Consider the following 24,952-nt stretch of genomic DNA (forward strand, 5'->3'; position numbering starts at 1 on the left):
GCGGAGAACCCTCGGCGGGGCCGGACCGGTCGCCCTCCCGGTGGGGTTCACGGAGCCCCGTCCCGCCCGGGGGTCTTCTGCGATAATCGCGCTCCATGCCATGACGGGGCGTCACCGTGCCCCCGGGCGAGGGGGGTACGAGCACGATGAGTGGCGGTCGTCGGCGGGCTCTGCTGATCGGGGTGTCCGCGTACCCCCAGCTGGACGTGCCGAAGCTGCGGGAGGACTTCCCGAGCCTGCCCTTCGCCAGGAACGACGTCGCGGCCCTGCGCAGCGCGCTGTTGAAGAGCGGCTACCTGCCGGAGCACGTGACCGTGCTGGACGACGAGGAAGCGACCTGCCATGGCAGCATCTACGACGCGCTGGGCCGGTTCCTGAACGCGTGCGAGGACGGCGACGTGGGCCTCGTCTACTTCTCCGGCCACGGCGTCCGCTTCGGCGACACCGACTATCTCCTGCCCAGCGACGCCCGGGCCCGCTGGGGCGCCGACGAACAGCGCACCCTTCGCCCGCAGAGCCTCATCGAGAGCGTGCCCGACGAACTGCTCGCGCCCCTGCGCTCCAACGCCACGGTGATGCTCTGCCTCGACGCCTGCCGCAGCAGCGGGGACACCCCGTCGGCCACCTTCGAGGCGATCAAGGTCAGCCGCGCCTGGGACAACGTCGTCGTGCTCAGCGCCTGCGCCCCCGGCGAGGAGGCCCTGGGGCACGCCGACGACGGGAGTGTCCTGGCCAGGGCGTTGGGCGAGACCCTGCTGCCGACGTCTTCGGCCCGCACGTTTCGCCAGGTGGTCGAGCGCGTGGAGCAGCGCGCGGAGGAGATCGCGGCCGCCTACCGGTACAGCAGGCCGCCCAGGGCGACCCACCGCTGGCTGGGCGGGGACGTCACAGGCGGCGCCCACGCCGACGTACCGCTGTGCGAGGCCGTTCCGGCCGCCGGTCCCTGGACGGACGCCGTCCTCCGGTCGACCCTGTGGGAACGGACCGACGGCACGCCCGCCCAGCGCACCACGGCCAAGGACCACCTCGCCGAGGTCGTGAAGAAGACCGTCGCCATCCGCAGGCAGCGCGATCCCGAGGCGGACCCGTGGGACGACGAGCAGGTCCCCCAGCGGCTGATCGAGCGGCTCGACCAGCTCGTGGACGCCTCCGGCGCACGGCTGAGCCTCGTCGAGACCGTGGTGCTGCTGGGCGCGCCGTTCCTGCGCGAGGCCGCCCTCTCCTGCGGCCTGGCCGCGCTGCGCACCCTCGACGACCACGGCTCCGACGGCACTCCCGCGGACGAGGACGGCTTCATCCCCCACCTGGAGCGCGACATGGGGGACGTACGGCGCGCCCACCGGCAGATCGAGGCGACCCGCCGGACACTGCTGCGCCGCGGGGAGAAGGAGGACGCCGCCGGCGCCGAGTACTGGCTGCGGCACCGCTTCCTCGCCGACTGGGACCTGCTGTGGGAGCACGGGCGCACGGACGCCGAGCTGGACAGCCTGCGCGCCGCGGTCGACCTGCTGGTGCGGGCGGCGGAGAGCGCCGCCGGCCTCACCCTGGGTCAGGACGAACGAGCCGAACTGCGCCATGCCGTGGTCAAGGTCGTCTCCCAGCTGGGCACCGGCACCCCCGCCGACTCCGTCGCGCCCGACGGCACCCCGTGGGACATCGAAGGCGGACTGTGCGCCTACCTGTGCGGGGAACCCGAGCGGTGGAGCTGGCGCCCGCGCGAACTGGCCACCCTGCTGCACCTCGCCGGGCTGCTCGCCATCGACCCGCGCATGCTCGACGGTGTGCTCATCGACCACCTGGGCCCGCGCGAGCCCACCCAGGTCCGGCCGAAGGGCATCATCGGAGAGATCGCCGCGAACAGCGGTTTCCTCCCCGTGCAGGCCCACGCCCCCGAGACCCCGGACGGCAGCGAACCGACGGCCCTGCCCGGCCGCGCCCCGGACAGCTCCTGGCGGCTGGTGTTCAAGTGCACCAGCGCCGCCCTGTTCACGGCGCTGGAGCGGCTTGCCGCCCGTATCGCGGCGGAGTCGGAGGCGACCCGGCGCGGCCTCGGCACCCTGCGCTCCGGCGACCTGCTCTTCGGCCTGCCCCAGATGGTCAAGACCGAGGGTCTCCTGCCCCGCAACCACGGCTTCGACAAGCCGCCGCCCCGGTTCCGGCTGGCCGAGGACGAGGTCAAGCCGCTCATCATGGGCACCCAGCTGTACGGAGACCGGATGCTGGCGGTGCGGGAGCTGTACCAGAACGCTCTCGACGCCTGCCGGGTGCGCCAGGCCCGCCGCCGGTACGAGGAGAACGTACGGCAGGTCCCCGGGCAGACCGAACGGGAGCAGCTCGCCGACTGCACCGTCAGGTTCACCCAGGCGACCGAGGCGGGCCGCACCTACATCGAGTGCGAGGACGACGGCGTCGGGATGACGGCGGAGGAGCTGAGGGACCTCTTCGCCCAGGCAGGCCGCCGCTCCGAACAGTCCTCGGCCCGCATGCGCGAGATGCGCCGGTGGCGCCGCCGCGGCATCACCACCGAACTGAACAGCCGGTTCGGCATCGGTGTCTTCAGTTACTTCATGCTGGCCGAGGAGGTCGAGGTGACCACCCGGGCGGTCGACCTGTCCGGCCACCTCCCCCTCGACGGCCACCAGGCCACGGTCACCGCCGGTTCCGGGCTGATGCACCTCAAGCGGGAGCAGCGGGCACTGCCGCGCGGCGGCACCCGGGTCCGGCTGTACCTGCACGACGACTCCGAGACGGACGAGCAGCCCCCGTCACTGATCGAGGCGTTGCGCGAGTTCCTGTGGTGCAGTCCCGTGAAGGTGATCGCCCGGGAGGACGACGGCGACCCGGCGGAGTGGGAGCCGGGCGAGCTGTACGGTGACTCCTCTCTGCCGGGCCCCCGCATCCCGGCCGGCGAGGGCGTCTGGTGGGTGCAGGGCAAGGGCATGCTGCTGGCGGACGGGCTGCTGGTCTCGGAGGCCGAGCGCCCGGAAGGGTACGTGGTGAACCTGCGGGGCAGGCACCGGCCCGAGCTGAGCGTCGACCGCAACCGCTTCCTCGACTATGACGAGCAGCGCGTCGAGGAGGACTTGAAGGAGGCCGTCCCGGCGCTGGTTCACGCGGCGCTGTTCAGCTCGGCATGGCGGCCCTTCCCGCTGCAGTGGCTGTGGAACCTCGCCAATGCCTGGCCGCGCCTCACCGAGGAGGCCTTCAGCCACCTGGTGGTCCACGACGTGCCGGTGTCGGTGCCGGACGACGTGCGGGGCGGGGACTGGGCGTACGAGCCGCGGCGCAAGACGCTGCGCGCCGTGGGGTGTCTGCCCGCCGACGAGAAGATCCTCAACGAGGACACCCGGCGGATCGGCACGGACACGCGCTTCTTCGGGGCCTGGCGCCTTGGCGTCCTCGGCGTCAAGCGTCACTGGGACGCGGTCGTCGCGCACGAGGGCTTTCCCCGGCCGGAGCCGCTGGACGCGGTGCTGTTCCGTCGTACGCCCGACAAGTCCTTCAGGGAACCCCTGCGCGCCGCCTCCGACACCGGACGCGCGCTGCGGGAGGTGGTCCGTCAGCAGCGCCGGTACGCCCTCACCGGCGTGACGGTTCCAGAGGTGGCGGACATCCGTGCCCTGGCCGACTTCGTGCCAGGGCACCTGGCGACCGTGCTGTACGAGGAGATCCAGGACGTAAGAGGCATGGGCACCCTGTACGAGGACGACGCCGGGGACCAGTCGGTGCGCCAGGTGATGTTGCGGGTGTCGGGCCAGGAGAAGGTGACTCTGGGAGCCCTGGCGGAACTCCTCGGACAGTTGTCCGCTCTCGACCCGTCGATCCCCGCGGCGCCGGACCTGAAGGGGCTCGCCGCCCATCGCGTGGACGCGCGGGAACGCCGTGTCCTGCTGAACGACGTACGGTCCCGTGAGCCCTTCATGACCCATGCCGCCTGGTCGTTCGACGGGCTGGTGAGGCCGGTGGACGTCGCCTACCGGGCCGTGCAGACGGGAATTCCGCCGGCCGAGATCGAGGCGGTCGTACGCCGCTTCGAACCTCTCGGCTACCGGCTCGCCGGGCCGGACCTCACCGTCCTCCCGGATGCGCAGCAACTCACCGCGCTCAGCCGCGACCTGGACGCGGAACCGCCCTTCCTCACCCCGGCGCCGATCGGTCTGCGGCACCTGGTCCGGCTGGCCGCTCGGCGCCGGCAGACCGTCGGCGCCACGGCGGCCTGGCTGGCGGGCTGGGCAGGCATGCTGGGCGCCGAGGTCGCGGACCCTGGCCCGCTCGCCTCGTTCCTGCCGCCCGCCTGGTGCGAACGACTCCCGGTGCAAGAGCCCAACGAAGGCCGGGTCGGAGACGTGGACGGGCCTGGGCCGCGGCCGGTATCCGCCTGGACCGTTCTGGCGTTGATCGAGGAGCTGGGGGACGACTCCGCGGGAGACCAGCACATCGCCGCGGTGACGGCGCTGGCGGACGCCGGCGTGGTCGAGTCCCGGACGGTCGACGCGGCCCGGACCCTGCTGTCGGTTCCCCACTCGGCCCGTGGCCTGTGGAGTCGTGGCCTGACGTTGAACGGGTCCCGGCACACGGTGTTCAAAGTGTCGGCGAACGTCGCACTGTACGACCGGCTGGAGCCCTCCACCGTGTTGCACTTGGCGGTGGACCTCCACAGCAGCCTCGGCGACGCCGCCGAGAGGCTCCGGGCGCAGATGGCCGCCTACGACATCGACGTACCCGACATTCCCGCCGATCTCGCCACCCTGCGACCGAGCCATGCGGTGCGGCAGGTCCTGTGCCCCAGTCCGGGGTCGTGGGAGGCCTTCGTCTCGCTGCGCGACCTGGTCCTTTACGCGAACAACACCGGCACCGACCTCGCCACCGCCGCCGCCGACCTGAACGCCTACCGCTCCCTGGGCGCCCCGACGGTCCCGGTTCCGCCGGACCTGGTACGGCCGGAGGAACCGCTGGAGCGCGACGAGGCCGCCGAGTACGCGCTCTTCCAGCCCTGCCTGGAGGACTCCTGGACGCTGACGCCCCTCGGCCTGGTGGTGGCGGCCGGGCGGCTCGGGGAGGGGCTGCGGGCGACGTACCGCCGGCTGCAGCCGTTCGTCCGGATCGGGCTGGACGTGCCGTTCGCCGAGCCCTCCTGCGACCGCGTACCGGACTGGCGGGACGTCGTCCTGCTCACCGCCCGGCTCACCGGCCGGGAACCGGCCCTGTCCGGGGACGTCACGGCGGACCGGCTCCGGCTGGCCGCCGAGGAGACGGACCTGACGGAGGACGACGTCAGGGTCCGCCTCACCGACTACGCACCGCTGTTCGGCTTCCGACTCCCGCCGCACGAGAGGACCTGAGGTGCCGCACCTCCCCAAGGACTACGAATCCGCGCACCTTCCGGACCAGACCGGGTTCGTCTGGGACTTCTCCGGCGGCCGGCTGGTCATCACCGGCCTCTGCCCGGCCTGCTCCGGCGAGACCCGTCATCCGATCCCGAGGAGCATCACGCCCGGCGCGGTGACCAAGGGCGGGGGCGGCGCCTCCCCGGACGACGAGGAGGTGCCGAGCGCGGTGTTCATGCAGTGCCGGTGCCGCAGGCCCCACCCCGGGGACACCCGGGAGAAGGGCGGCTGCGGCGCCAAGTGGACGGCGGTGCGGCAGACGGGCGCCGGATCGTGACGTCACCCGGGGGCTATCTGCCCGAAGAACTGGAGGCCGCCCAGCAGCGGCTGGACGCGATGATCGAGGCCCAGCTGGAGATCGGGCGGGCACAGGCGGAAGGCTGGCGTAACTTCCTCACCGTGGCCTCCGGGCTGCTCGCCGCGGTGCTGGTCCTCAAGGGCCGGGAGAACGTCGCCGAACTGCCCGGCGGCTACCGGCTGGCGGTCGTCGTGCTGGTGGCGCTCGGACTGGTCCTGCTGCTCGTCGCCGCCTTCGCCGCCGCGTCGGCCGCCCACGGCCGGCCCGGTGACGTGCTGGAGTACCCGCACGCGGCGAAGCTGCTGGACTGGGAGGAGCGGGAGCGGAAGCGGATCGCGTCCCGCATCGGCACCACCCGCTGGGCGACCGTGGCCGGGGTGGCGGCCACCGCGGCCGGCATCCTGATCACCTGGGTGGCCCCGGCGCCGGACGACCCGGCGCAGACGGTCCGGGTGCAGACCAGGACGGAGACGCTGTGCGGGGAACTCCTCGCGGCCGACGGCAGCGGCGTCACGGTCAAGGTCAAGCCCCCGACCGGCGGCAAGGGCGACGGCAAGGGCAAGGGCAAGGGCAAGGAGACGGTCCGGCACCTCACCTGGCAGCGTGACGCGGTGAGCGTGGCCCCCGCCGACACGTGCTGACCCGGCACCACGTGCGGCCCTCCGCCGAGACGTGCTGACCCGGCATCAGGTGCGGTCCTCGCGTCTCGCGTTCCGGCGCCGGGCTTCCAGTAGGCGGTACGGCACTTCGCCGTCGGCCGCTCGCTGACCGCGACCGTCGACGTGCGCCGCCACACCATCACCGTCACCGAGGACGGCAGGCCCGGCCTCGAAGGCTTGGGCAGTCAACTCGGCCCTGACCCTTGCCACTTGACGCTCCCGCTCCTAAGTTAAGCGCGCTGTTAAGTGCGTTTAACCCCTCACTTGAGCGAGGTCGCCGTGCCGTACCGCGCAAGACCGCACCGCCGTTGGACCCGTACCGTCGCCCTCGACCTCACCCTCGCCCTCGCCGCCGTGGCGGCGTGGGCCGGCGGGGCCGTTCCGGGGCGGGCCGAGGCGGCCGTCCCGCCGGAGCGGACCCAGCGTGTCGAGTACTTCCCGGGCCCCGGGGCGGAGCCCCGCCGGGTGACCGTCCCGGCGGACGCGCCGGCCGTCGAGGCGGCCGGCCGTGTGCCGGGCCGCGCCCCGTCCGACCCTGCGGTGCGGCCGCTCCAGCGGACCGGTCCGGTGTCCGGGCGGCTCGACCTGGTGGTGATGGGTGACGGCTACACCGCCGACGAGCAGGGCGAGTTCGCGGCGGACGCGGAGGAGAAACTCGACGCGATCTTCCGTATCGAGCCGTACCGGAGCTACCGCGGCCTCTTCAACGTCTGGCTGGTCGACACCGTCTCCGCCGAGTCCGGGGTGTCCGGCGACCCGACGGCCGACGTGGTGCGGAGGACCGCGCTCGGCTCCTCCTTCTTCTGCGACGGCATCGAACGGCTGCTGTGCGTCGACACGGGCGCGGTCACGCGGTACGCCGCCCTGGCCCCGGACGCCGACGTCGTCTTCGTCGTCGCCCACTCCGCCAAGTACGGCGGCGCCGGTTACTCGGCCCCGGACCTCCCGCCGGGCTCCCCCTTCCACGGCGTGGCGACGATGTCCTCCGGCAACGACCGGTCGTACCTCATAGGCGCCCATGAACTGGGCCATTCCATAGGCGGGTTGGCCGACGAGTACCAGTACCCGGGCTACGGCCCCTACCCCTGGTCCGAGGAGCCCGCCGCGGCCAACCTCACCCTGCGGCGCGACCCGGCCGAGGCCAAGTGGGCCCGCTGGGCGGGGGTCCAGGACCCGACCGGCTCGGTCGTGGGGACGTACGAGGGCGGCGGCTACTACGAGACCGGCATCCACCGCCCGACCGACACGTCCCTCATGCGCACCCTGGCCTCGGCCGAGTTCAACGTCGTCGGACGCGAGGCGATGATCGGCGGCTTCTACGCCGACGCGGACGCGCTGACCTCCTCCGTCCCGACCGCCGAGCCGGTGCGTGCCGGCCGGCCGCTGACCGTGCGCCTGGCCCCGCTGACCGGTCTCGCCGACCTCCGCCTCACCTGGTCCGTCGACGGCAAGTCCGTCCCGTGGGCGGCCGGCCTGCGCTCGGTGACCCCGCGCGCGCTGGGTGTCCGCGGCCGCGGGCACCGGGTCACCGCGGCCGTGACCGACCGTACGGCCGCTGTTCGGGACCCGGTCGTGCGTGCCCGCGCGGCCGGCTCCCTCACCTGGACCGTACGGTGAACTCCCGTGTCGGCGGCGCTCAGTTCAGCGCGTCGAGGGCCGCGAGGACGTCGGCGGGCTCGGCGCGGGTGGTGTAGTCGGAGTCCACGAAGGCCCAGCGGACGGTGCCCGCCCGGTCGATGACGTACGTGGCCGGCAGCGGCAGGGTGCGCGGGTGGCCGCCGTTGACGCGCTGGAGGTCGAAGCCGAGCCGGTCGTAGACGGCGGCGAGGTCGTCGGGCAGGTCGAAGGCGAGGCCGTACTGCTTGGCGGTGTCGGAGCCGATGTCGCTGAGCACCTCGAAGGCGAGGCCGTGCTTCTCGGCGAGACCGAGGGACTCGTCGGGGATCTGCGGGGAGACGGCGACGAGGCGGGCGCCCCGGGCCGTGATGCCGTCGTGGTGGCGCTGGAGGGCGCGCAGCGCGATGTTGCAGTACGGGCACCAGGCGCCCCGGTAGAAGGTCAGCACGACCGGGCCCTCGGCGAGCAGGTCCTCCAGGGCCACCGTACGGCCGGACGCGGAGGGCAGGCGGAACCCGGGGGCGCGGTCGCCGACGGCGAGGGCGCGGCCGGCCTGCCCGGAGTCGGCGAGTTCCCGGCCCGCCCGCTGCATGATCTCCCGTACCTCGGCGGGGATCTGCTGCTGGCGGGCCTCGTAGAAGGTGCGCAGTTCGGCGTTGAGGCTGGTCATGGGAACTCCTCCCGGGCGACGGCCGGCGCCCTTACCTGAAACGTTCGTTCCAAGATAGCGGCAGGGTGCGGCCCGGCGCCAGGCGTGGCGATGGTCAGAGGGTCGTGAACGGGCGGTGGTCCGCCAGGGCGAGCGCGCGCACGAACTCGCGCAGCCGGACCGCCGTACGGGCCAGCAGGCGGAGGGGCGCAGGTGCCTGCCGGCCGTAGGCGGCCCGCCACAGCGGGGGTATGCGAGTCATGGCCGCAGGATCGCGCCGGGGCCGTCCGCGGCGGCGCATCGTGGACGAACCTGGACGCCTTTGCCGCACGGGGTCCGGCGAGTATCTTGGAATCACGATTTCAAGATGGCGGGTGGGACATGCCGGACATCAAGCACTTCGATCCGGACGCGGCCCTGGACACGGTGGTGCGGCTGTTCTGGAAGCAGGGCATGGCCACGACCGGGATCCAGGACATCGTGACCGCGACCGGCCTCAACCGCTCCAGCCTGTACGCCACGTTCGGCGGCAAGCAGGAGCTGTACCTGGCCGCGCTGCGCCGCTATCTGGAGCTGCGGTCCCTGCCGGTGTTCCGCCGGCTCGCGGAGGACGACCGAGGGCTGCCCGCCGTCGCCGAGTTCTTCGACGGCCTGATCGAGGCGCGCTGCGCGGGCGAGTACGCCCGCTGGGGCTGCATGGTCTCCAACGCCCACGCGGGTGCCGAGAACGGCGACCCGGAGGTCCGCACCGTCCTCGACCGGCATCACCGGGAGCTGCGGGACGCGCTGTCCGCGGCGCTCGTCACGGCCCGGGCGCGCGGGCAGCTGGCCCCGGGCGCCGACCCGGCCGCCGCGGCCGACCTGCTGGCCCTGCTCGCCTACGGGGTGAACCTGCGCTCCCGCGCCGGCGCCGACGCGCGGGCCCTGCACGGCACCGTGGCCGCCGCGCTGGAGTCCATCGGCCGGCCGGCGGCGGCGTGACGCCCTGACGGGGCGTCCGGGAGTCGCCGGCGGTGTGTCCGGGACTCGTCGGCGGCATGCCCGAAGTCCGCCGGCGGGGCGTCCGGAACCCGCTGGCGGGATGTCCGGAACCCGAGCACCGCTTGACAGCGGATCCCCTCCGTCCTCTAACTTGAAACGACTGTTCCAGGTTGATCGTTCCAAGGTAATCGTGGCCAGGTGTCCCATGGGGGAGGATGTTCGTGCCGCAGGTACTGGACCCGGGAGAAGCCCGCACGATAGACGAGTTCATCGCGCAGCTGCGGCTGTTGAAGGCGTGGGCCGGCAGCCCGTCGATCACCGAGATCACCCGCCGGGTCCACCGGGACTGGCAGCGGGCCGGCCGGCCGCGCAACGAGTGGCCGGCCCGCTCGACCGTCGGCAACTGCTTCCTGCTGGGCCGCCGGCGCCCCAACTCGGACCTCTTACTGGCGGTCGTCCGCGTGCTCGTCCGCGGTGAGGAGGCCGCCGTCTCCCTGTGGCGGCAGGCGCTGCGCACGGTGCTCGGCGAGGCCGAGGCGGCCGCCCGGGTCAGCGCCTACGACCGGTTGCCCGCCGCCCCGGCCGTGTTCCTCGGCCGCGCCCGGCCGACGGCCGGAACCGCGGCGGCGCTGCGGGCGGACGGCCCGGCGGGCGTGGTGGTGCTGGACGGGCCGGCCGGGGTGGGCAAGACCTCGCTCGCCCTCCACGTGGCCCGTCGGCTGCGCGCCCGGCGGCCGGCCGGCGCCCCCGTTCTCTTCGCCGACCTCCGCGGACACGCCCCGAACAGCCCGGCCGCCGACCCGGCCGCGGTGCTGGAGACGTTCCTGCGGCTGCTCGGGGTCGCCGGGGACCGCGTCCCGCACGGAGTCGACGCCCGGTGCGTGCTGTACCGGCGGCTGCTGGCCGGGACCGGTGCCCTGGTCGTCCTGGACGACGCGGCGGACGCGGACCAGATCCACGCGCTGCTGCCGGGCGACCCCGGCTGCCGTGCCCTCGTCACCAGCCGCCGTGCCCTGTGCCCGCCCGGTGCCACGCGCCTGTCCGTGCCGCCGCTGGCGCCGGCCGCGTCGGTGGAGCTGCTGCGGCGGACGGCGGGGGCCGGACGCGACGGCACGGACACCGGGGCGCTGCGCCGGATCGCCGCCGACCTCGGCCACCTGCCGCTCGCGCTGACCGTGATCGGCCGGCACATGCGGGACCACCCCGGCTGGACGCTGGACGACTACGGCCGCGAGCCGGTCATCACCCTGGCCCTGGAGGACGGTGCCCGCAGCGCGCTGGCCGCCTCCGACGCACGGCTCACCGAGGGCGCGCGCCGGCTGCTGCGCCTCCTCGCCCTGCACCCGCTGCCGCGCACGGACCTCGCGGGCGCCGCCGCGCTCGCGGGCGAGGGGGAGCGGACCGTCCGCGACCATCTCGACGCCCTCACGGCGGCGCACCTGCTGACGGAGCCGGAACCCGGTCGGTTCCGGCTGCACGAGCTGGTCCGCGCCTACGCGGAGGAACGTATCTGCGTGGATCTGCCGGGCACGTCGATCCGTCAGGCCCTCGCCCGGGTCCTCGCGCACTGCGCCACCGCCCACCCCGCCCGCGAGGTCCCCGCGCCCCGCGAACTCCCCGTCCTGCGGCGCCTGACCGGCGCGAGCGGCTGGGCGGAGGCGCCCCGCGCCGAAACGGCGGGAGGGGCCCGGGTGCTGGCGGCGTGACCTGCTCGGCGCCGCCGCCGGTTCCGCGGGGCCGGTCCGACGACGTACATCACGGCGTCCACCACGGCGTGCAGGAGCCACGGCTTCGCGGGGGCGCCGGAGCGGACCCGCCCCCGGGGTTTCGCCCCGTCTCCCGCTCACGCCAACTTCCTTCCCTGTGACCACTATTGTCGGAACCGAACGCTCCGTGTTCCACTGATCTCCCTCCGCCACATCACCCGCTCACGGGCGGGCGAGCATCCACGAGGGATCCGTGTGTGAAGACCTGGGGTTCGAGAAACTCCTCGGTGAAGAAGGCCTCTTCGCGCGCCTGCTCGGACGGTCACCGTCGGGCGGCGGCCGGGAGCCGCTGTACGGCCCGGACCTTCCCGTGGTGCTGCTCACCGGCGGCCCGGGCATGGGCAAGGCGCGGCTGCTGCGGACGGTACGCGACCGCTTCGCCGCCAAGGTGCCGGTGATCTACCTGGACTGCGGCTCCCCGGTCCACGCGGACCGGGCCGAGCCGGAGCCGGACGCCCGCTCGGCCGCGACCGAGCTGCTCGTCGAGGCGGCCCGACGGCTCTCCACCTGGCAGGGCACGGGAGGCTCCTTCGCCTTCCCCCGGTTCTTCGCGGGCCTCGCGGTGATCGCCACCGGCGTCGCGGAGGGCACCCCGGAGGCGGTGGCCACCGAGGTCGAGCGGTACGCGGACTTACCCCAGCGCCAGCGCCTGCGGGGCCTCGCGGCGGGCGACTTCTGGCGCGGCGTGCTCGGCGGGGCCGCCCGCAACCTGCTGACGACCCTGGCCGGACAGACCCTCGACCCGTACTCGGCCTCCGCGAGCACCGCGCTGATCGACGCCCTGTTCGCCGGACTGGCCCCCCGCGGCAAGGCCGAGCTGGCCCGGATCTACGGCACCTACCCCAACGCGGCCGACCAGCCCGAGCACGGCCTGCGCGACCTCGCCGCCGACTTCCGGGCCGGGGGCCAGGGGCGGGAGCTGGCGGAGAGCTTCCTCTTCCGGGCACTGCGCGAGGACCTGGAGGCGGCCTACGCGTCGGCTTCCGGCTGGCTGCGCCGCGTCGGCCGCCCGGCGCTGCTGCTGGACCGCGCCGACACGCCGCTCGGCGAGCGGCTGCTGCGCGCGGTGCTCGACGACCGCCGCAACGGCCGGCGCGACCGCGTGGTGGTCGTCGGCACGGCCCGCCGGGCGGACGGCGGCGCCTTCCTGTACGGGGGACTGCCACCGCGGGAGGTCCCGGCTCCGGCGGAGTTCCGGCCCGCCGACGGCGTACCGCCCACCTGGACCCGGCGCACCGGCCCCGACGGCGACCGGGCCCCGCTGGCCGGCGGGGTGCTCCTGCTGCGGATGCCCTACCTCACCGGGGACCAGCTCCGCCGCGAGACCGAGCGAAGACAGCGGTCGGCGGAGCCGGAGGGCGGCGCCCATCGCCGTCGTGTCGACGCCGCCGTGGCCCGGCTGAGCGGGGGACGGCCGCACACGGTGATCCGGCTGGCCGAGGCCGTCGCCGGGTTCCGGATGGAGGCGGACGCCAACGACCGGGACATCCTCGACGCCCCGCTGCGGTCCCCGGGCGGCGGCGGTCCCGAACAACCCGTGGCGGACGTCCTGCTGAAGGAGCTGGTGCTGGACCAGCTGCCGGTGTGGTTGCCGGCCGAGCACCGGGACCAGTGGCTCGACCTGCTCACCCACCTGTCGGTGGCGCACGACGAGGAGTGCGCGGACGTCCTGCTGCGCCACCACCAGTCCGGTCGCGTCCACCGCCTGACGGCGCACAACGTCACCCAGCTGCTCACCGACACCGGGTGGCCCGCCTGCGAACGGCACTTCATCGGGGACTTCGGGCTGCGTCAGCTGCTGGTGCACCGGCTGTACCGGCTGCGCCCGGACGGCGCCGCCTGGTACGCCGACCACCACCTGCTGCGCGACCACTACACCGGATGGCCGGAGGGCGCCCGGGGCGGCGCGTTCCGCTCGGTCGTGGCGCACCGGATGAACCACCACCTGGTCTCCGGAGGCGTGGACGACGTGGTCGGCCACCTCGCCGCCACGCTGCCCGGCCGCCCCGCGGAGTGGTGCGCGGAGCTGCTGGAGATCGCCCAGGCGCCGTACCCGGGCGGCGCCGACGCGCGCCGGCAGCGCGCCGAGGGCCGGGTGGAGGTGGCCGGGCCGGCGCTGCGCCGCACGGTCGACCAGCTGCTGCACGCCGTGTGGCTGTGCGAGGAGCGCACCCGGCCGACCGGGAGGGAGACGGCCGGCACCCTGGAGAAGCTGCTGGACCTTCTCTCGATCATGGAGTTCGACGGCGCCGGGCAGCTCGGCCGGACGGCCACCGACTGGAGCGCCCTGGCGGAGAACGAGCAGCCGTTGCTGCGCTGCACCTGCACCGAACAGCTCGGGCGACGGAGGTAGCGGGGATGCCCAGGTGGAAGAAGTTCCTCTACACGGTCCTGATCGCGGCGGTGGCCGTGGCGGCGGGCTGGTTCGGCTGGTCCCTGCTCGTGAAACCGGACACCTGCGCCGACGGGATCGAGCGGATCGGCGGTGAGTGCATCGGCGTCGACGGCGAGGGCTACGACTTCGGCACCCCGGAGATCAGCGCCGTGGCCCGGGCCATCGCCGAGGAGAACAGGAAGATCGAGGGACAGCCCCATGTGACGGTGGCGTTGATGATGCCGCTCCAGTCGGACAAGCCGGCGCTGCGGCGGCAGATGCGCAGCGACCTCCAGGGCGCCTACCTGGGCCAGCTCCAGGCCAACAAGGGCGAGGGCGAACCGCCCAGGATCCGGCTGGTCCTCGCCAACCCCGGGCGGGACTACGGGCGGCAGGCGAAGGTCGTGGACACCCTGCTGCGCATGGCCGCCTCCCCCAAGGACCGGCTGCGCGCCGTCACCGGGTTCAACCTCAGCCTCGACAGCACGGAGGACGCCGTCCGGCGCCTGACGGACCACAAGGTCCCGGTGCTCGCCTCCCGGATCAGCGGTGACCAGATAGCCAACGAGGACGGGGCGGACGGCATGGCGAAGCCGCGGTTCCCCGGCCTGGCCCGCATCATCCCCACCAACGGCGACGCGGCGCAGGCGCTGGCCGACTTCAACGGCGACCGCGGCCGGGAGAACCGCAGGACGGTGCTGGTCCACGACACCCGGCCGGACAACTACAACGAGTCGCTGGCGAAGGCGTTCAGCGGCATCGAGGAGAAGGGGCCGCCCGGTCCCGCCCCGATGCCCTTCGAGTCCCCGGCGATCGACGAGGCGGGCTCGACGGGCAACCAGTTCACCCAGATAGCCAACAACATCTGCGACTCCGACGCCGACACCGTCTACTTCGCGGGGCGCACCCTGCACCTGCGGATCTTCGCCCTGAAGCTCGCCCAGGTGGGCTGCGAGAACCGGCACTACACGATCGTCAGCGGCTCCGACGCGGCCTCGCTGCGGCAGGACATGAAGGAGAAGGACTGGGAGCAGCTGCGTGGCACGGACGGCAAGGCCAGGGTGACCGTGCAGTACGCGGCCCCCGCGCACCCCGACGCCTGGAGAACCGAACTGGCCGACTGGACCCGGAGCTGGCGGAGAACCCACCACCGCCCGCCCACCGCGAACGAACTCCCCCAGTACCTCACCGAGCCCAAGGCGGCCCTGGACGGCCTGCGGAACCTGATCGAGTCCACCCGCCGGCAGGGCGTCGACCTCGGCTCCGCCCCGGACCTGGAGGACTCCCGGACGATGCTCGTCTACGACGGCCTCGTCACCATCGGCACCGCACTGCACCAGATGCAGAGCGGCAACGCCGGGGCCGTGCCCCGTCTGGAGGACGTCGGCAGGGAGTGGTCCCAGCTCCAGTCCCGGCACCGGGTGCACGGCACGAGCGGCCTGATCTGCCTGACCAGCGGCGGCAACGCCTACGACAAACCGGTGGCCGTGGTCGAACTGGACCCCGGCCAGCAGAGCGGCCGGGGCAAGCTGAGGTTCGTCGGCCTGGGCTGGCCGACCGGCCGGGAACAGCCGAGGAACTGCGTGATCCCCAGCCGTACGCCGTGAACGGCCGCGGACTGCTCCGGGCGTCCCGGGCTGTGGCGCCGCCGCCCGGGACCGCTCCCGCCACGGCTGCCGGGACGACGCCGTGGGTACGGCCTTGTCACCGTAGGCCTTCAGCGGCCCGGCCCTCGGTCTCCGGCCGTTCAGAGGCCGTGCGCGGTGATGACGCCGTAGCCGGTTTCGATCCCCTCGGCCGCCGCCACGTCCCGGCTCCGGGAGGCGTCCGCGGCCGACTCGGCACCGTTGGTTCCCGGCAGCGGGAACGCTACGTTGCGTTCAGGAACACGGCAACGAGAAGACTGCACGTCGGTCGAGTACAGGCAGGCCAGTCGATGGACTTCGTTGCGACGCGCTGCGGTCGAACGCAACGAACTCAGGAGGCCGGGATGCCGGGAGGCAGGCTCACTCAGCAGGAACGCCGGCAGATCGCGCTGGGACTGGCGGACGGCCTCGCCTACGCGGAGATCGCCAGACGCCTGGACCGTCCCACCTCGACGGTCACCCGCGAGGTGATGCGCAACGGCGGCCCCACCGCCTACCGCGCCGACCTGGCCCACCGCGCCACGGAACAGCGCGCCCGCCGCCGCAGGCAGCCGGCACCCCGAGGGCCGCAGGCTCCGGCACAGGACCACGGGCGGGACGCGGAGGCGGTGCGCGCGTACCAGGAGACGCTCACCACCGTGCTCATGCAGTCCGGCGCGCCGAAGATGATGTCCCGGGTGCTGGCCTGCCTCTACACCACCGACGCGGGCACCCTCACCGCGTCCGAACTGGTCCGGCGCCTCCAGGTCAGCCCGGCGTCCATCTCCAAGGCGATCGCGTTCCTGGAGGGCCAGGGTCTCGTCCGCAGGGAACGCGACGAACGCCGCCGCGAGCGCTACGTCGTGGACGACGACGTCATGTACGAGTCCATGATGGCCGGCGCCCGCGGCGCCGCCCACCTCGGCGAGACCGCCCGCCAGGGCGTCGGAGTCCTCGGCCCCGGCACCCCGGCCGCCGTCCGTCTGGACACCATCGCCCGTTTCGTGGACTTCGTCTCCGAGAGCATCGTCCGCGCGGTGGAACAGGCCCGGGAGACCCTCCACAGCAAGCCCGGGGCGGCGCCGGGCGACGCCGCCGAGCGGCCCTAGCCGGACGTCGGCCCCGGCCGCGTCACCAGCCGAGCGCGTCCTCCCCGGCCAGCGAGGCCCGGGTCGGTGCGACGGGGGGCGTGTCGTGGCAGGTGAAGCCGAGGCGGGTCAGGGCCCGGCGCATCTCGGTGACCGTGAAGTCGCGGCGGTTCTGCCGGGTGATCACCTCTCCGACCTGCATCACCGGGTACACGCGACGGCCGATGGTGACGGAGACGCTGGTGACGGGTTCGGGCGTGATGCCGCTCATGGACTGTTCGACCTCACTCTTGATCAGGTCGAACGGAAAACGGGCGATGACACAGCGCATGGATGCCTCCTGGTCCTGGCTACGGGTTGTTCCTCCGGGCGGGCCGGCGGCCCCGGGCGGCGGTGGTCCGGCCCCTGCGGCGCCGTCCCGTGGATCCGTTGCCCTCGCGCGGCCCGTCGGCCGGCGGCGCGGCGATGGTGACGGGCACGCCGGAGGGGGCTTGGGCGCCGGTGATGCGGTGCAGTTCGGTCTCGCCCGGGCGGACCCGGGCGGTGCTCGGGGTGATGCCGGCGTCGGCCATCAAGCGGTCCATCGCGCGCCGCTGGTGCGGCAGGACGAGGGTGACGACGGTGCCGGACTCGCCGGCGCGTGCGGTACGGCCGCCGCGGTGCAGGTAGTCCTTGTGGTCGCCGGGCGGGTCGACGTTCACGACGAGGTCGAGGCCTTCGACGTGGATGCCGCGGGCGGCGACGTTGGTGGCCACCAGAGCCGTGACCTGGCCGCCCTTGAACTGCGCGAGCGTCCGGTTGCGCTGCGGCTGGGACTTCCCGCCGTGCAGGGCCGCGGCCCGCACCCCGACGGACAGCAGGTGCTTGGCCAGCCGGTCCACCGCGTGCTTGGTGTCCAGGAACATGATCACGCGTCCGTCGCGGGCGGCGATCTCGGTCGCGGCGCTGTGCTTGTCGTCGTCGTGCACGTGCAGCAGGTGGTGCTCCATCGTGGTGACCGCTCCCGCGGACGGGTCGACGGAGTGCACGACGGGGTCGTGGAGGTAACGGCGTACCAGGAGGTCGATGTTGCGGTCCAGGGTGGCCGAGAACAGCAACCGCTGGCCGCGGGCCGGGACCTGGTCGAGCAGCGCGGTGACCTGCGGCATGAAGCCCATGTCGGCCATCTGGTCGGCCTCGTCCAGGACGGTGACGGCGACCTGGTCCAGCCGGCAGGACCCTCGTTCGATGAGGTCCTTGAGGCGGCCGGGCGTCGCGACGACGACCTCCGCGCCGGCGCGCAGCGCGCTCGTCTGACGGCCGATCGACACCCCGCCCACCACGGTGGCGAGCCGCAGCCGCAGCGCGCGGGCGTAGGGGGTGAGCGCGTCGGTGACCTGCTGGGCCAGTTCCCGGGTCGGTACGAGGACGAGGGCGAGCGGCTGCCCGGGCTGGGCACGCTGCCCGTCCAGACGGGCGATCACCGGCAGGCCGAAGGCGAGCGTCTTGCCCGAGCCCGTACGACCCCGGCCCAGGACGTCACGGCCCGCCAGCGCGTTCGGCAGCGTGGCCGCCTGGATCGGGAACGGCACGTCCACGCCCTCGGTGCGCAGGGCGGCCAGCAGCCGTGCGGGCATGTCGAGTTCCGCGAACGTCTCGACCGCCGGCAGCGGCTCGGTGAGCGTGACCGGCAGGGCGAACTCCTGACGGCGGGGGGTGGGACGTGCGCCCTGGCCGGTCTTCCGTCCGGTGCCGGGGCGGGGGCCCTGTCGGCCCGTGCCCTGCGTTCGGAAGCGGTTGCCGGGAGCGGAGCCCCCCGAACGCGCGGACCTGTCCGAGCGACGGGTGCGGTTCATGAAGGAACCTTCCTCGATGCGGCGTATCGAGGAATTCCGTCCGGCGGTGACGACCGCGCGAGGATTCGCAAGAATGAGCCGAAGGTAAAAAGAAAAAGAAATGCCGGCAGAATGCGGCAGAAATGATGAATGGGCTGAGGCCCGCACCCCAAGAGCGCGGGCCCCAGCCACATCATGCGTGAGCCACGGGCTCACGACGCGTTCGCGTCAGCGTCAGGCGGGAACGATGTTCTCGGCCTGCGGGCCCTTCTGGCCCTGCGTGACGTCGAAGGTAACCTTCTGGCCTTCCTGAAGCTCGCGGAAGCCCTGGGTGGCGATGTTCGAGTAGTGGGCGAAGACGTCCGGGCCGCCACCCTCCTGCTCGATGAAGCCGAAGCCCTTTTCCGCGTTGAACCACTTCACGGTGCCAGATGCCATATTGAATCTCCCTTGGGGGGCAGTGCCGGACTTCGCACCTTGCGAAGCCGAGTCGCCGCGATGATCACCCCTCCGGAAAGATCCGGAAAGCTCTGCAAAGAAAGAATCTCTGGCAACCAAAACTGCAACTGCTATCACGCTAACACAGGCCGGATGGACGCGGCGAGACGTTTTCGCGGGTGTCCCGGAATCATCCTGTCGCGCCTGTGTGTATTTCTGCAGTGGCGAGACTAGATATCCGCGCCGCGTCTGCCCGGCTCCTCGTCCAGCTTCCGGCGCATGTCCCGGTTCAGACGGAGGGCGTCGTCCAGCTGGTCCTCGAGGGAGACGATGCGGCACGCGGCGTCCACGGGGGTGCCCTGGTCGACCAGCTCACGGGCGCGGGCGGCGACGCGCAGCTGGCGGCGGGAGTACCGGCGGTGGCCTCCCTCCGAGCGGAGCGGCGTGATCAGCCCGGCTTCGCCGACGGCCCGGAGGAAGGCGGGACTGGTGCCGAGAACGTCGGCGGCCCGCCCCATGGTGTAGGCGGGGTAGTCGTCGTCGTCCAGGTTGCCGGCGACGGAGGCGTTCTCTGCGGGCATGGCACCTTCGTTTCGGGGACGCGGCGAGGGCCCGGGGCGTGCCTGGCGCCGGCCTCCACGGGATCCGGCATCCGGCACCGTCCGCGTCGTCGTCCGACAACCCTAACTCCGGCAGACCCGGAGATGTGGGCTCGCCGTGACAGATTTCCTCGGCCCTCCGTGCGGGTCATTCCCCCGCGCGTTTCTCCCCCGCCTCACCCGTCCGTGTGTCCCCCGTCTCCCCCGTCCGTGTCCTCTGCGCCGCCATGCGGGCCGCCGTGTCGTGGACCAGCCGTGGGTGCAGCTCGCACATCGACACCAGGTCGACGGCGTCGCCGTTGGTCTCCCGGTGGGTGCGGCGGCGCGACTCCACACCGTTGGCGCCGCTTCCGCTCGCTGCTCCCCCTGGCCATCTGTGCGCCTCTCCGGCCCGCACAGGGCTGCCGCGCCTCACTCTGATGCCCGCCCGGTGCCGTGACCGGAGGGCTGTCACCGGTGCCACCGGTGACCTGGGCGGCCGGCTGGTCCCGGAGCCGCTGGACCGCGGGTACTCCGTGGGCTGGGCACGGGGCGGGGTTTCGAGGAGACGGCGGCATGATCCGCACCAGCGCAGCCGCGGCCGAGTCGGCCGCCGGGGAACCGCCCGTGGCCACTGAGGGTCATCGGGGCAGCGCGTCACCGGGGAAGAGGGTCGCGGCAACGTGGTGGGTGTCGGCGTACTCGACCACGGAGACGATCCTGCCGTCGCGCACCGTGTAGATGCCGAGGCAGCGGTTGTCGTAGGTGCCGCCGTGGACGGTCTCGGCCCTGGACGTCCATTCGGCCACCACGCGGTCGCCCTCGGCGATCGTGCTGACCAGCTCGATCTTCACGGTGCCGGGGACGAAGACCGTTCCCATGCCGCCGAGGAAGTCGTCGACGATCGCGTCGCGGCCGCGCCACACCTGGGAGACGGGCAGGTCGCCCGGGTAGTGCCAGGTCGCGTCCTCGGCGAAGCTGTCGCGGATGACATCGGCGTCACCGTCGCGGACGGCCTCGACGTAGCGGATGACGACGGCCCGCGGGTCGTTGCTGGTCATGGGAGTGCTCCTTCGGTCGTTCTCGCGTCCGGTCGTTCCGGCGTGAGTGCGTGAGTGCGTGAGTGCGTGAGTGCGTGAGTGCGTGAGTGCGTGAGTGGGTGAGTGGGTGAGCGAACGTGTGGTCGGGACGGGTGGGCCGGGGCGCGGCGGTCAGGACACGGTGAGGACGGCCTTGCCGCGGATGCGGCGGTCGCGCAGGTCGGTGAGGGTGGTCGCGGTGTCGGCCCAGTCCGAGACGCGGCCGATCTCGGGGTGCAGGCGGCCTTCGGCGGTCAGCCGGACGAGTGTCGCCAGGTCGTCGTCGAGGCGGGTGTCGGCGTCGAGGTAGTGGAAGTGGCGGATGACGGCCGACTCCGGCCCGGCGAAGAAGTCGAAGAAGTCCAGCGTCGCCGGTACGCGGCCGGCCTGCCCGAACCAGATGAGCGTGCCGCGTCCGGCGAGCCGTGCCAGCGCGCGGGGGAGCGCCTGGCCGCCGGTCGACTCCAGCACGATGTCGAACGGGCCCCGGGCCTCGGCGACGTCGTGGACGATCTCGGCGGCACCGAGTTCGGCGAGCCGGGCACCGCGTGCGGCGTCCCTGGTGACGGCGGTGACCTGAGCGCCGGCGGCGGTCGCGAGCTCGGTGACGAAGTGACCCACGCCCCCGGAGGCACCGGTCAGCAGCACCCGTCGGCCGAGCACCGGTCCGGCGGCGCGCAGCAGCCGCAGCGCGGTGAGCCCGGCCAGCGGCAGCGCCGCGCCCTGCAGTACGGAGACGTCGTCCGGCAACTCGGCGAGCGCGCCGGTCGGCACCGCGACGTACTCCGCCCAGCCGCCCGCCATGGGGTGGCCCAGGACCCGCGTGATCCCGGACGGTCCGCTGCCGTCGGCGGCGGGCTGCACCACCAGGCCCGCGACGTCCTTGCCGGGGCGATCGCCGGGGGCGGGCCTCTCCAGCTTGAACGTCTCGCCCCGGTTGACCGAGAACGCCTCGACCTTCACCAGCGCCTCGCCGGGGCCCGGCGTCGGCTCGGGGACGTCGGCGAGGACGACCGGCTCGGCGGGATCCCCGGTGGGCACGAACGCCTTCATGGTGGTTCAACTCCTCGGTGGTCTGCGGCCGTTGCCTGGTGTGGCTGACAGGACCATCGGACCGCGCGGAGAGGCGTACCGGCCAACAACGCGGCCGACTGACCGACAACGCCGGGTTGTCGCATAAGGTCAGCGGCATGGACCTCGACCTCACGCTGGTCCGCGCCTTCGTCGCGACCGCCGGCACACTGCACTTCGGGCAGGCCGCCGAGGAGTTGGACACCAGTCAGCAGGTGGTCTCCAAACGCGTCGCGCGGCTGGAGGCGGTGCTGGGCGTGCGGCTGTTCGAGCGCCAGGGCGGTGTCCGGCTCAGCGAGGCGGGGGAGCGGTTCCTGCCGGCCGCGCATGAGGTGCTGACGGCGGGGGAGCGGGCGGTCGCGACGGTGACGGGCGCCGGTCCGGTCGTACGGATCGAGACGTGGGGCCATCTGTTCGCGCCGATGCGCACGGTCGCCGAGGCGGTACGGGCGCTCGACGCGGTGCGGTGGGAGCCCGGCCCGGGGCGGGACTGGCCGTCCGTCGCCCAGGCTCTGCTGCGCGGCGACACGGACCTGGGGTTCGGCCGGGTGCACCCGCTGCCCGACGGCCGGGACGCGGGACTCACCCAGCGTCTGGTGCGGCTGGAGCCCGTCGACGCGGTGGTCGGCCCGTCCCACCCGCTGGCCGCCGCCGACGCGCTGCGCCCGGCCGACCTGCGCGACAGCGTCCTGGTGTGCCCGGCCGAACTGGACCGCCTGGACTTCCTGCGCCGCTTCGCCGACGAGTTCCGGATCACGCGCCGCCATGACGGTCCCAACCTGGGGCTGGATCACCTGGCCCAGCACCTGCGCACCGCCCCCGAGGGCTTCACCGTCTTCCCCGCCGACGTGCCGCTGCCGGACCACCTGGGCCTGCGTTCCATCCCGCTGGTCGAGCCGACCCCGCTGTACGCGTGGTCGCTGGCCTGGCGGGAGTCGTCCCGCCACCCCCTGCTCGCCGCCCTGCTGCGCGGCTTCACCGAATCCGGCCGCACCCGGCGCTGGCTGGAGTACCGGCCGCGGCGCGACTGGCTTCCGGACACCGACCACCCCAAACTCGCGAGCCGTCAGGCCCCCGGCCAGTAGGGAACACCGGCAGGCAGGAGGCACCAGCCGGCAGCAGGCACCGGCCGGCCAGGCCTCCGGCGGTGTGGCCTTCGGCCGGTGGGGCGTCGGTCGGTCAGGTCCCGGTGACCAAGCCTCGGGTCGGTAGGCCCCGGCCCGCAGCGGCCAGGTCCCCGGTGACCAGGCCTCCGGCCGGAAGGGCCCCCAGCCGGTCACACCCCCGGTCGGCCAGGCCTCCGGCCGGCCGGACACCGAACCCGCGGCCTCGCACCGCGCGGCCTCGCGCGGCGGCTTCCCGGGATCGCTCCGAACATGCGCCGCATCCCTCCTTCGGAGACATGCCGCACACCCCTGGCAGAACGGGCCGCCACGGGGTATCCGAGTCGGAGCAAGGGTTGTCCAACGTATTGTTGCCGTTTGACAACAATAGCCACCAGGCAACAAAGTAACCGTGTCGGACGTGCGCGGGGAAGGACCAGGAATGCTCCGGTGGACGGAGACCGCTCCGTGTGCCGGCCACCCTCGCCGAGAGGCGGCGGTGGCGCCGGTGCCGCGAACAGTGGCTCAGGCTGTCTGGCTGCCCGGCTCCGAGGCGTCGCCGAGTATCTGCGTCGCCGCGGTGGCGCAGAACGCTTCCAGCCCCTCCATCAGTGCGGTCCGCGTGGCGGCGGGCATATCCGCCAGCACCTTCCGCAACTCCCTCTCCCTGCGGGCCCGCAGGTCGGCGAGGAAGGCGCCGCCCCGGCTGCTGAGGTGCAGGCGCACCTCCCGCCTGTCCCCCGGGCTCGCCATCCGCTCGACGAAACCGGCTGCCTGCAGCCGGTCGCACAGCCTGCTGGTGGAAGGCGGGGTGGAGGCCAGGTACTCGGCGAGGGTGCGCAGGTTGATCCCGTCGTGGTGCTCCAGGATGTGCAGCACGCGCAGTTGGGACGCGGAGGTGGGCGCGGTCGAGGCGCGACCCCACACGACCTCCAGCAGCTCGACGGCCGTGGTGGTCACCCGCGCGACCTCTTCGGGCTCTGGGCGGCGGCGGAAGGCAGTCACGGTCACACTCTCGCAGGCACTGGGGTGCCTGTCAGCGTACTAGGCGTGCGCACCGGTCACGGGTGACCGGGGTGGCCGACGCGGCTCGTGCAGCAACCCGGCCTCTTGGGTGAGGCACCTACGTTGTCCGGCGAAGGATTGGTGAATATCCCCATGAACAGATTCGTGGCCGCTGAACGCGCGCTGCGCACAGCGGCCCCCCATGCGTTGCTCGACGCCACCCGTGCCGTACTGATCGAGCAGTACGGCGCGGAGGACGTCGAGCTGTTTCTGGCCGACTACGGCATGAGCGTGCTGCAGCCGGTGTCGGTGCTGCCCGACACCCTGGAGCCGGTGCCGGTGCACAACAGCCCGGCCGGCCGTGCCTTCGGCTCCCAGCGGCCGTACTGCGAGGACGCACGCGACGGGCGGGCGCGCCTGCACCTTCCCGTCAGTGTGCGCGGCGACCGGCTCGGGGTGCTGACCGTGACGCTGCCCGACGCCGACGCCGTTCGCCGCTGGGAGCCGGAACTGGCCGACATCGCCGAGTTGCTCGGGCGCGAGGTGATCGTGGCCGAGCGCGACACCGACCTGTACCTGCAGACGCGCCGCAAGGACCGGCTCACCCTGGCCGCCGAGATGCAGTGGCAGCTGCTGCCCGGCCGCTCCTGCTCCCGCCCCGAGTACGAGCTGGGTGCCCAGCTGGAGCCCGCGTACGCCATCTTCGGTGACAACTTCGACTGGTCCGCCACCGCCGACCGCCTCATGCTGTACGTCACCAACGGCATGGGGGAGGGCATAGAAGCGTCGCTGCTGACGAACCTGGCCATCAACGCGCTGCGCAACGCCCGGCGCGCCGGCATCCCCATCGCGGACCAGGCGGCCCTCGCGGACCAGGCCGTCTACGCCCACTACCGGGGCCGCTGCTACCTGTCCGTCCTGATGTTCGACTTCGACCTGGCCACCGGCCGGACCCGTGTCGTGGACGCGGGCTCCCCCCAGATGCTGCGGCTGCGGAACGGCTCCGTGGAGCGCGTCGCCTTCGACGCGCAGCTGCCCCTGGGCATGTTCGAGGAGACCGACTACGTCGCCCAGGACTTCCAGGTCGAGCCCGGCGACCGTCTCGTCTTCGTCAGCGACGGGGTGCACGCGGTGGCCTCCCCGAAGGGGGAGGCGTACGGGGACTCGGCACTCGCCCGGGCGATCCACTCCACGCGGCTGCTGCCCGCCGCCGAGGTGCCGCGCGCGATCCTGCGGGAGCTGACCGGTCACCGCGGCAGGCTCGTCCCGGACGACGACGCCCTGATCGTGTGCCTCGACTGGCACGGGAGGCCGGCCGGCGCCTGAGCGGCGGGACCGCCCGGTTGTGACGATCGCGTGTGGTCCGCCCGTGACCACGCACGCTAGCTTGTCGTGCAGCAATAATTGTCTGATGGTTCGC

At 73.2% G+C, this 24,952-nt stretch carries 22 protein-coding genes; 11 read left to right on the forward strand and 11 right to left on the reverse strand.

Features of this window, described 5'->3' with window-relative positions:
- The first annotated feature begins 146 nt into the window (after positions 1-146).
- The 4 genes from ACZ7N4_RS16030 (at position 147) to ACZ7N4_RS16045 (ending at position 7,961) form a co-directional block, all read left to right on the forward strand.
- Positions 147-5,342, forward strand: coding sequence for an HD domain-containing protein (locus ACZ7N4_RS16030; protein WP_471358691.1), 5,196 nt, complete (start codon positions 147-149; stop codon positions 5,340-5,342).
- 1 nt (position 5,343) lies between these two features.
- Positions 5,344-5,664, forward strand: a complete 321-nt coding sequence (locus ACZ7N4_RS16035; protein ID WP_471358693.1) for a hypothetical protein — start codon at positions 5,344-5,346, stop codon at positions 5,662-5,664.
- Positions 5,661-6,326, forward strand: a complete 666-nt coding sequence (locus ACZ7N4_RS16040; RefSeq protein ID WP_471358695.1) for a hypothetical protein — start codon at positions 5,661-5,663, stop codon at positions 6,324-6,326. Before ACZ7N4_RS16035 ends, ACZ7N4_RS16040 begins: the two co-directional genes overlap by 4 nt.
- A gap of 282 nt (positions 6,327-6,608) precedes the next feature.
- Positions 6,609-7,961: a M64 family metallopeptidase gene (locus tag ACZ7N4_RS16045; RefSeq protein WP_471358697.1), complete on the forward strand. Its 1,353-nt coding sequence runs from the start codon at positions 6,609-6,611 to the stop codon at positions 7,959-7,961.
- Between the two features lie 19 nt (positions 7,962-7,980).
- On the opposite strand, the gene ACZ7N4_RS16050 is transcribed toward ACZ7N4_RS16045, so the two are convergent.
- Positions 7,981-8,631, reverse strand: a complete 651-nt coding sequence (locus ACZ7N4_RS16050) for a peroxiredoxin-like family protein (RefSeq protein ID WP_471358700.1) — start codon at positions 8,629-8,631, stop codon at positions 7,981-7,983.
- Between the two features lie 94 nt (positions 8,632-8,725).
- Complete coding sequence (locus ACZ7N4_RS16055) at positions 8,726-8,872, reverse strand: hypothetical protein (protein ID WP_471358701.1); 147 nt, start codon at positions 8,870-8,872, stop codon at positions 8,726-8,728.
- A gap of 119 nt (positions 8,873-8,991) precedes the next feature.
- Here ACZ7N4_RS16055 and ACZ7N4_RS16060 point away from each other — a divergent pair, with 119 nt between their 5' ends.
- From ACZ7N4_RS16060 to ACZ7N4_RS16075, 4 genes are all read left to right on the forward strand, one after another.
- Complete coding sequence (locus ACZ7N4_RS16060) at positions 8,992-9,591, forward strand: TetR/AcrR family transcriptional regulator (RefSeq protein ID WP_471358703.1); 600 nt, start codon at positions 8,992-8,994, stop codon at positions 9,589-9,591.
- A 221-nt stretch (positions 9,592-9,812) separates the two neighbouring features.
- The gene (locus tag ACZ7N4_RS16065) at positions 9,813-11,297 is read left to right on the forward strand and encodes a hypothetical protein (protein WP_471358705.1); all 1,485 of its coding nucleotides are present in this window, start codon (positions 9,813-9,815) and stop codon (positions 11,295-11,297) included.
- Between the two features lie 253 nt (positions 11,298-11,550).
- Positions 11,551-13,710, forward strand: coding sequence for a hypothetical protein (locus tag ACZ7N4_RS16070; RefSeq protein ID WP_471358707.1), 2,160 nt, complete (start codon positions 11,551-11,553; stop codon positions 13,708-13,710).
- A gap of 5 nt (positions 13,711-13,715) precedes the next feature.
- Positions 13,716-15,338 (forward strand): ABC transporter substrate-binding protein, encoded by a 1,623-nt coding sequence (locus tag ACZ7N4_RS16075; protein WP_471358710.1) that lies wholly within the window; start codon positions 13,716-13,718, stop codon positions 15,336-15,338.
- Positions 15,339-15,478: 140 nt separating this feature from the next.
- Here ACZ7N4_RS16075 and ACZ7N4_RS16080 read toward each other — a convergent pair whose 3' ends face one another.
- Positions 15,479-15,703: a hypothetical protein gene (locus tag ACZ7N4_RS16080; protein WP_471358713.1), complete on the reverse strand. Its 225-nt coding sequence runs from the start codon at positions 15,701-15,703 to the stop codon at positions 15,479-15,481.
- 18 nt (positions 15,704-15,721) lie between these two features.
- Between ACZ7N4_RS16080 and ACZ7N4_RS16085 the strand changes: the two genes are divergently transcribed.
- A complete protein-coding gene (locus tag ACZ7N4_RS16085; protein WP_471358716.1) occupies positions 15,722-16,465 on the forward strand; it encodes a helix-turn-helix domain-containing protein in 744 nt (247 codons plus the stop codon).
- A 22-nt stretch (positions 16,466-16,487) separates the two neighbouring features.
- Here ACZ7N4_RS16085 and ACZ7N4_RS16090 read toward each other — a convergent pair whose 3' ends face one another.
- The 7 genes from ACZ7N4_RS16090 to ACZ7N4_RS16120 form a co-directional block, all read right to left on the reverse strand.
- The gene (locus ACZ7N4_RS16090; protein WP_471358719.1) at positions 16,488-16,775 is read right to left on the reverse strand and encodes an SCO5918 family protein; all 288 of its coding nucleotides are present in this window, start codon (positions 16,773-16,775) and stop codon (positions 16,488-16,490) included.
- A gap of 19 nt (positions 16,776-16,794) precedes the next feature.
- Positions 16,795-18,279, reverse strand: a complete 1,485-nt coding sequence (locus ACZ7N4_RS16095; protein WP_471358721.1) for a DEAD/DEAH box helicase — start codon at positions 18,277-18,279, stop codon at positions 16,795-16,797.
- A gap of 213 nt (positions 18,280-18,492) precedes the next feature.
- Positions 18,493-18,696 carry a cold-shock protein gene (locus ACZ7N4_RS16100; RefSeq protein ID WP_031482971.1) on the reverse strand — a complete coding sequence of 68 codons (204 nt, stop codon included), beginning with the start codon at positions 18,694-18,696 and terminating at the stop codon, positions 18,493-18,495.
- A 230-nt stretch (positions 18,697-18,926) separates the two neighbouring features.
- On the reverse strand, positions 18,927-19,277 hold the full coding sequence (locus tag ACZ7N4_RS16105; RefSeq protein ID WP_471358726.1) for a helix-turn-helix domain-containing protein: 351 nt from the start codon (positions 19,275-19,277) through the stop codon (positions 18,927-18,929).
- A 166-nt stretch (positions 19,278-19,443) separates the two neighbouring features.
- Complete coding sequence (locus ACZ7N4_RS16110; RefSeq protein ID WP_471358729.1) at positions 19,444-19,629, reverse strand: hypothetical protein; 186 nt, start codon at positions 19,627-19,629, stop codon at positions 19,444-19,446.
- Positions 19,630-19,915: 286 nt separating this feature from the next.
- Positions 19,916-20,335 (reverse strand): nuclear transport factor 2 family protein, encoded by a 420-nt coding sequence (locus ACZ7N4_RS16115; protein ID WP_471358732.1) that lies wholly within the window; start codon positions 20,333-20,335, stop codon positions 19,916-19,918.
- A gap of 150 nt (positions 20,336-20,485) precedes the next feature.
- Positions 20,486-21,406 (reverse strand): zinc-binding dehydrogenase, encoded by a 921-nt coding sequence (locus ACZ7N4_RS16120; protein ID WP_471358734.1) that lies wholly within the window; start codon positions 21,404-21,406, stop codon positions 20,486-20,488.
- 137 nt (positions 21,407-21,543) lie between these two features.
- Between ACZ7N4_RS16120 and ACZ7N4_RS16125 the strand changes: the two genes are divergently transcribed.
- Positions 21,544-22,509, forward strand: coding sequence for a LysR family transcriptional regulator (locus ACZ7N4_RS16125; RefSeq protein ID WP_471358737.1), 966 nt, complete (start codon positions 21,544-21,546; stop codon positions 22,507-22,509).
- A 543-nt stretch (positions 22,510-23,052) separates the two neighbouring features.
- On the opposite strand, the gene ACZ7N4_RS16130 is transcribed toward ACZ7N4_RS16125, so the two are convergent.
- Complete coding sequence (locus tag ACZ7N4_RS16130; RefSeq protein ID WP_471358823.1) at positions 23,053-23,487, reverse strand: MarR family transcriptional regulator; 435 nt, start codon at positions 23,485-23,487, stop codon at positions 23,053-23,055.
- Between the two features lie 198 nt (positions 23,488-23,685).
- Here ACZ7N4_RS16130 and ACZ7N4_RS16135 point away from each other — a divergent pair, with 198 nt between their 5' ends.
- On the forward strand, positions 23,686-24,858 hold the full coding sequence (locus ACZ7N4_RS16135; protein WP_471358739.1) for a PP2C family protein-serine/threonine phosphatase: 1,173 nt from the start codon (positions 23,686-23,688) through the stop codon (positions 24,856-24,858).
- The last annotated feature ends 94 nt before the right edge of the window (positions 24,859-24,952 follow it).

It is taken from the genome of Streptomyces sp. NPDC107654, assembly GCF_055639035.1.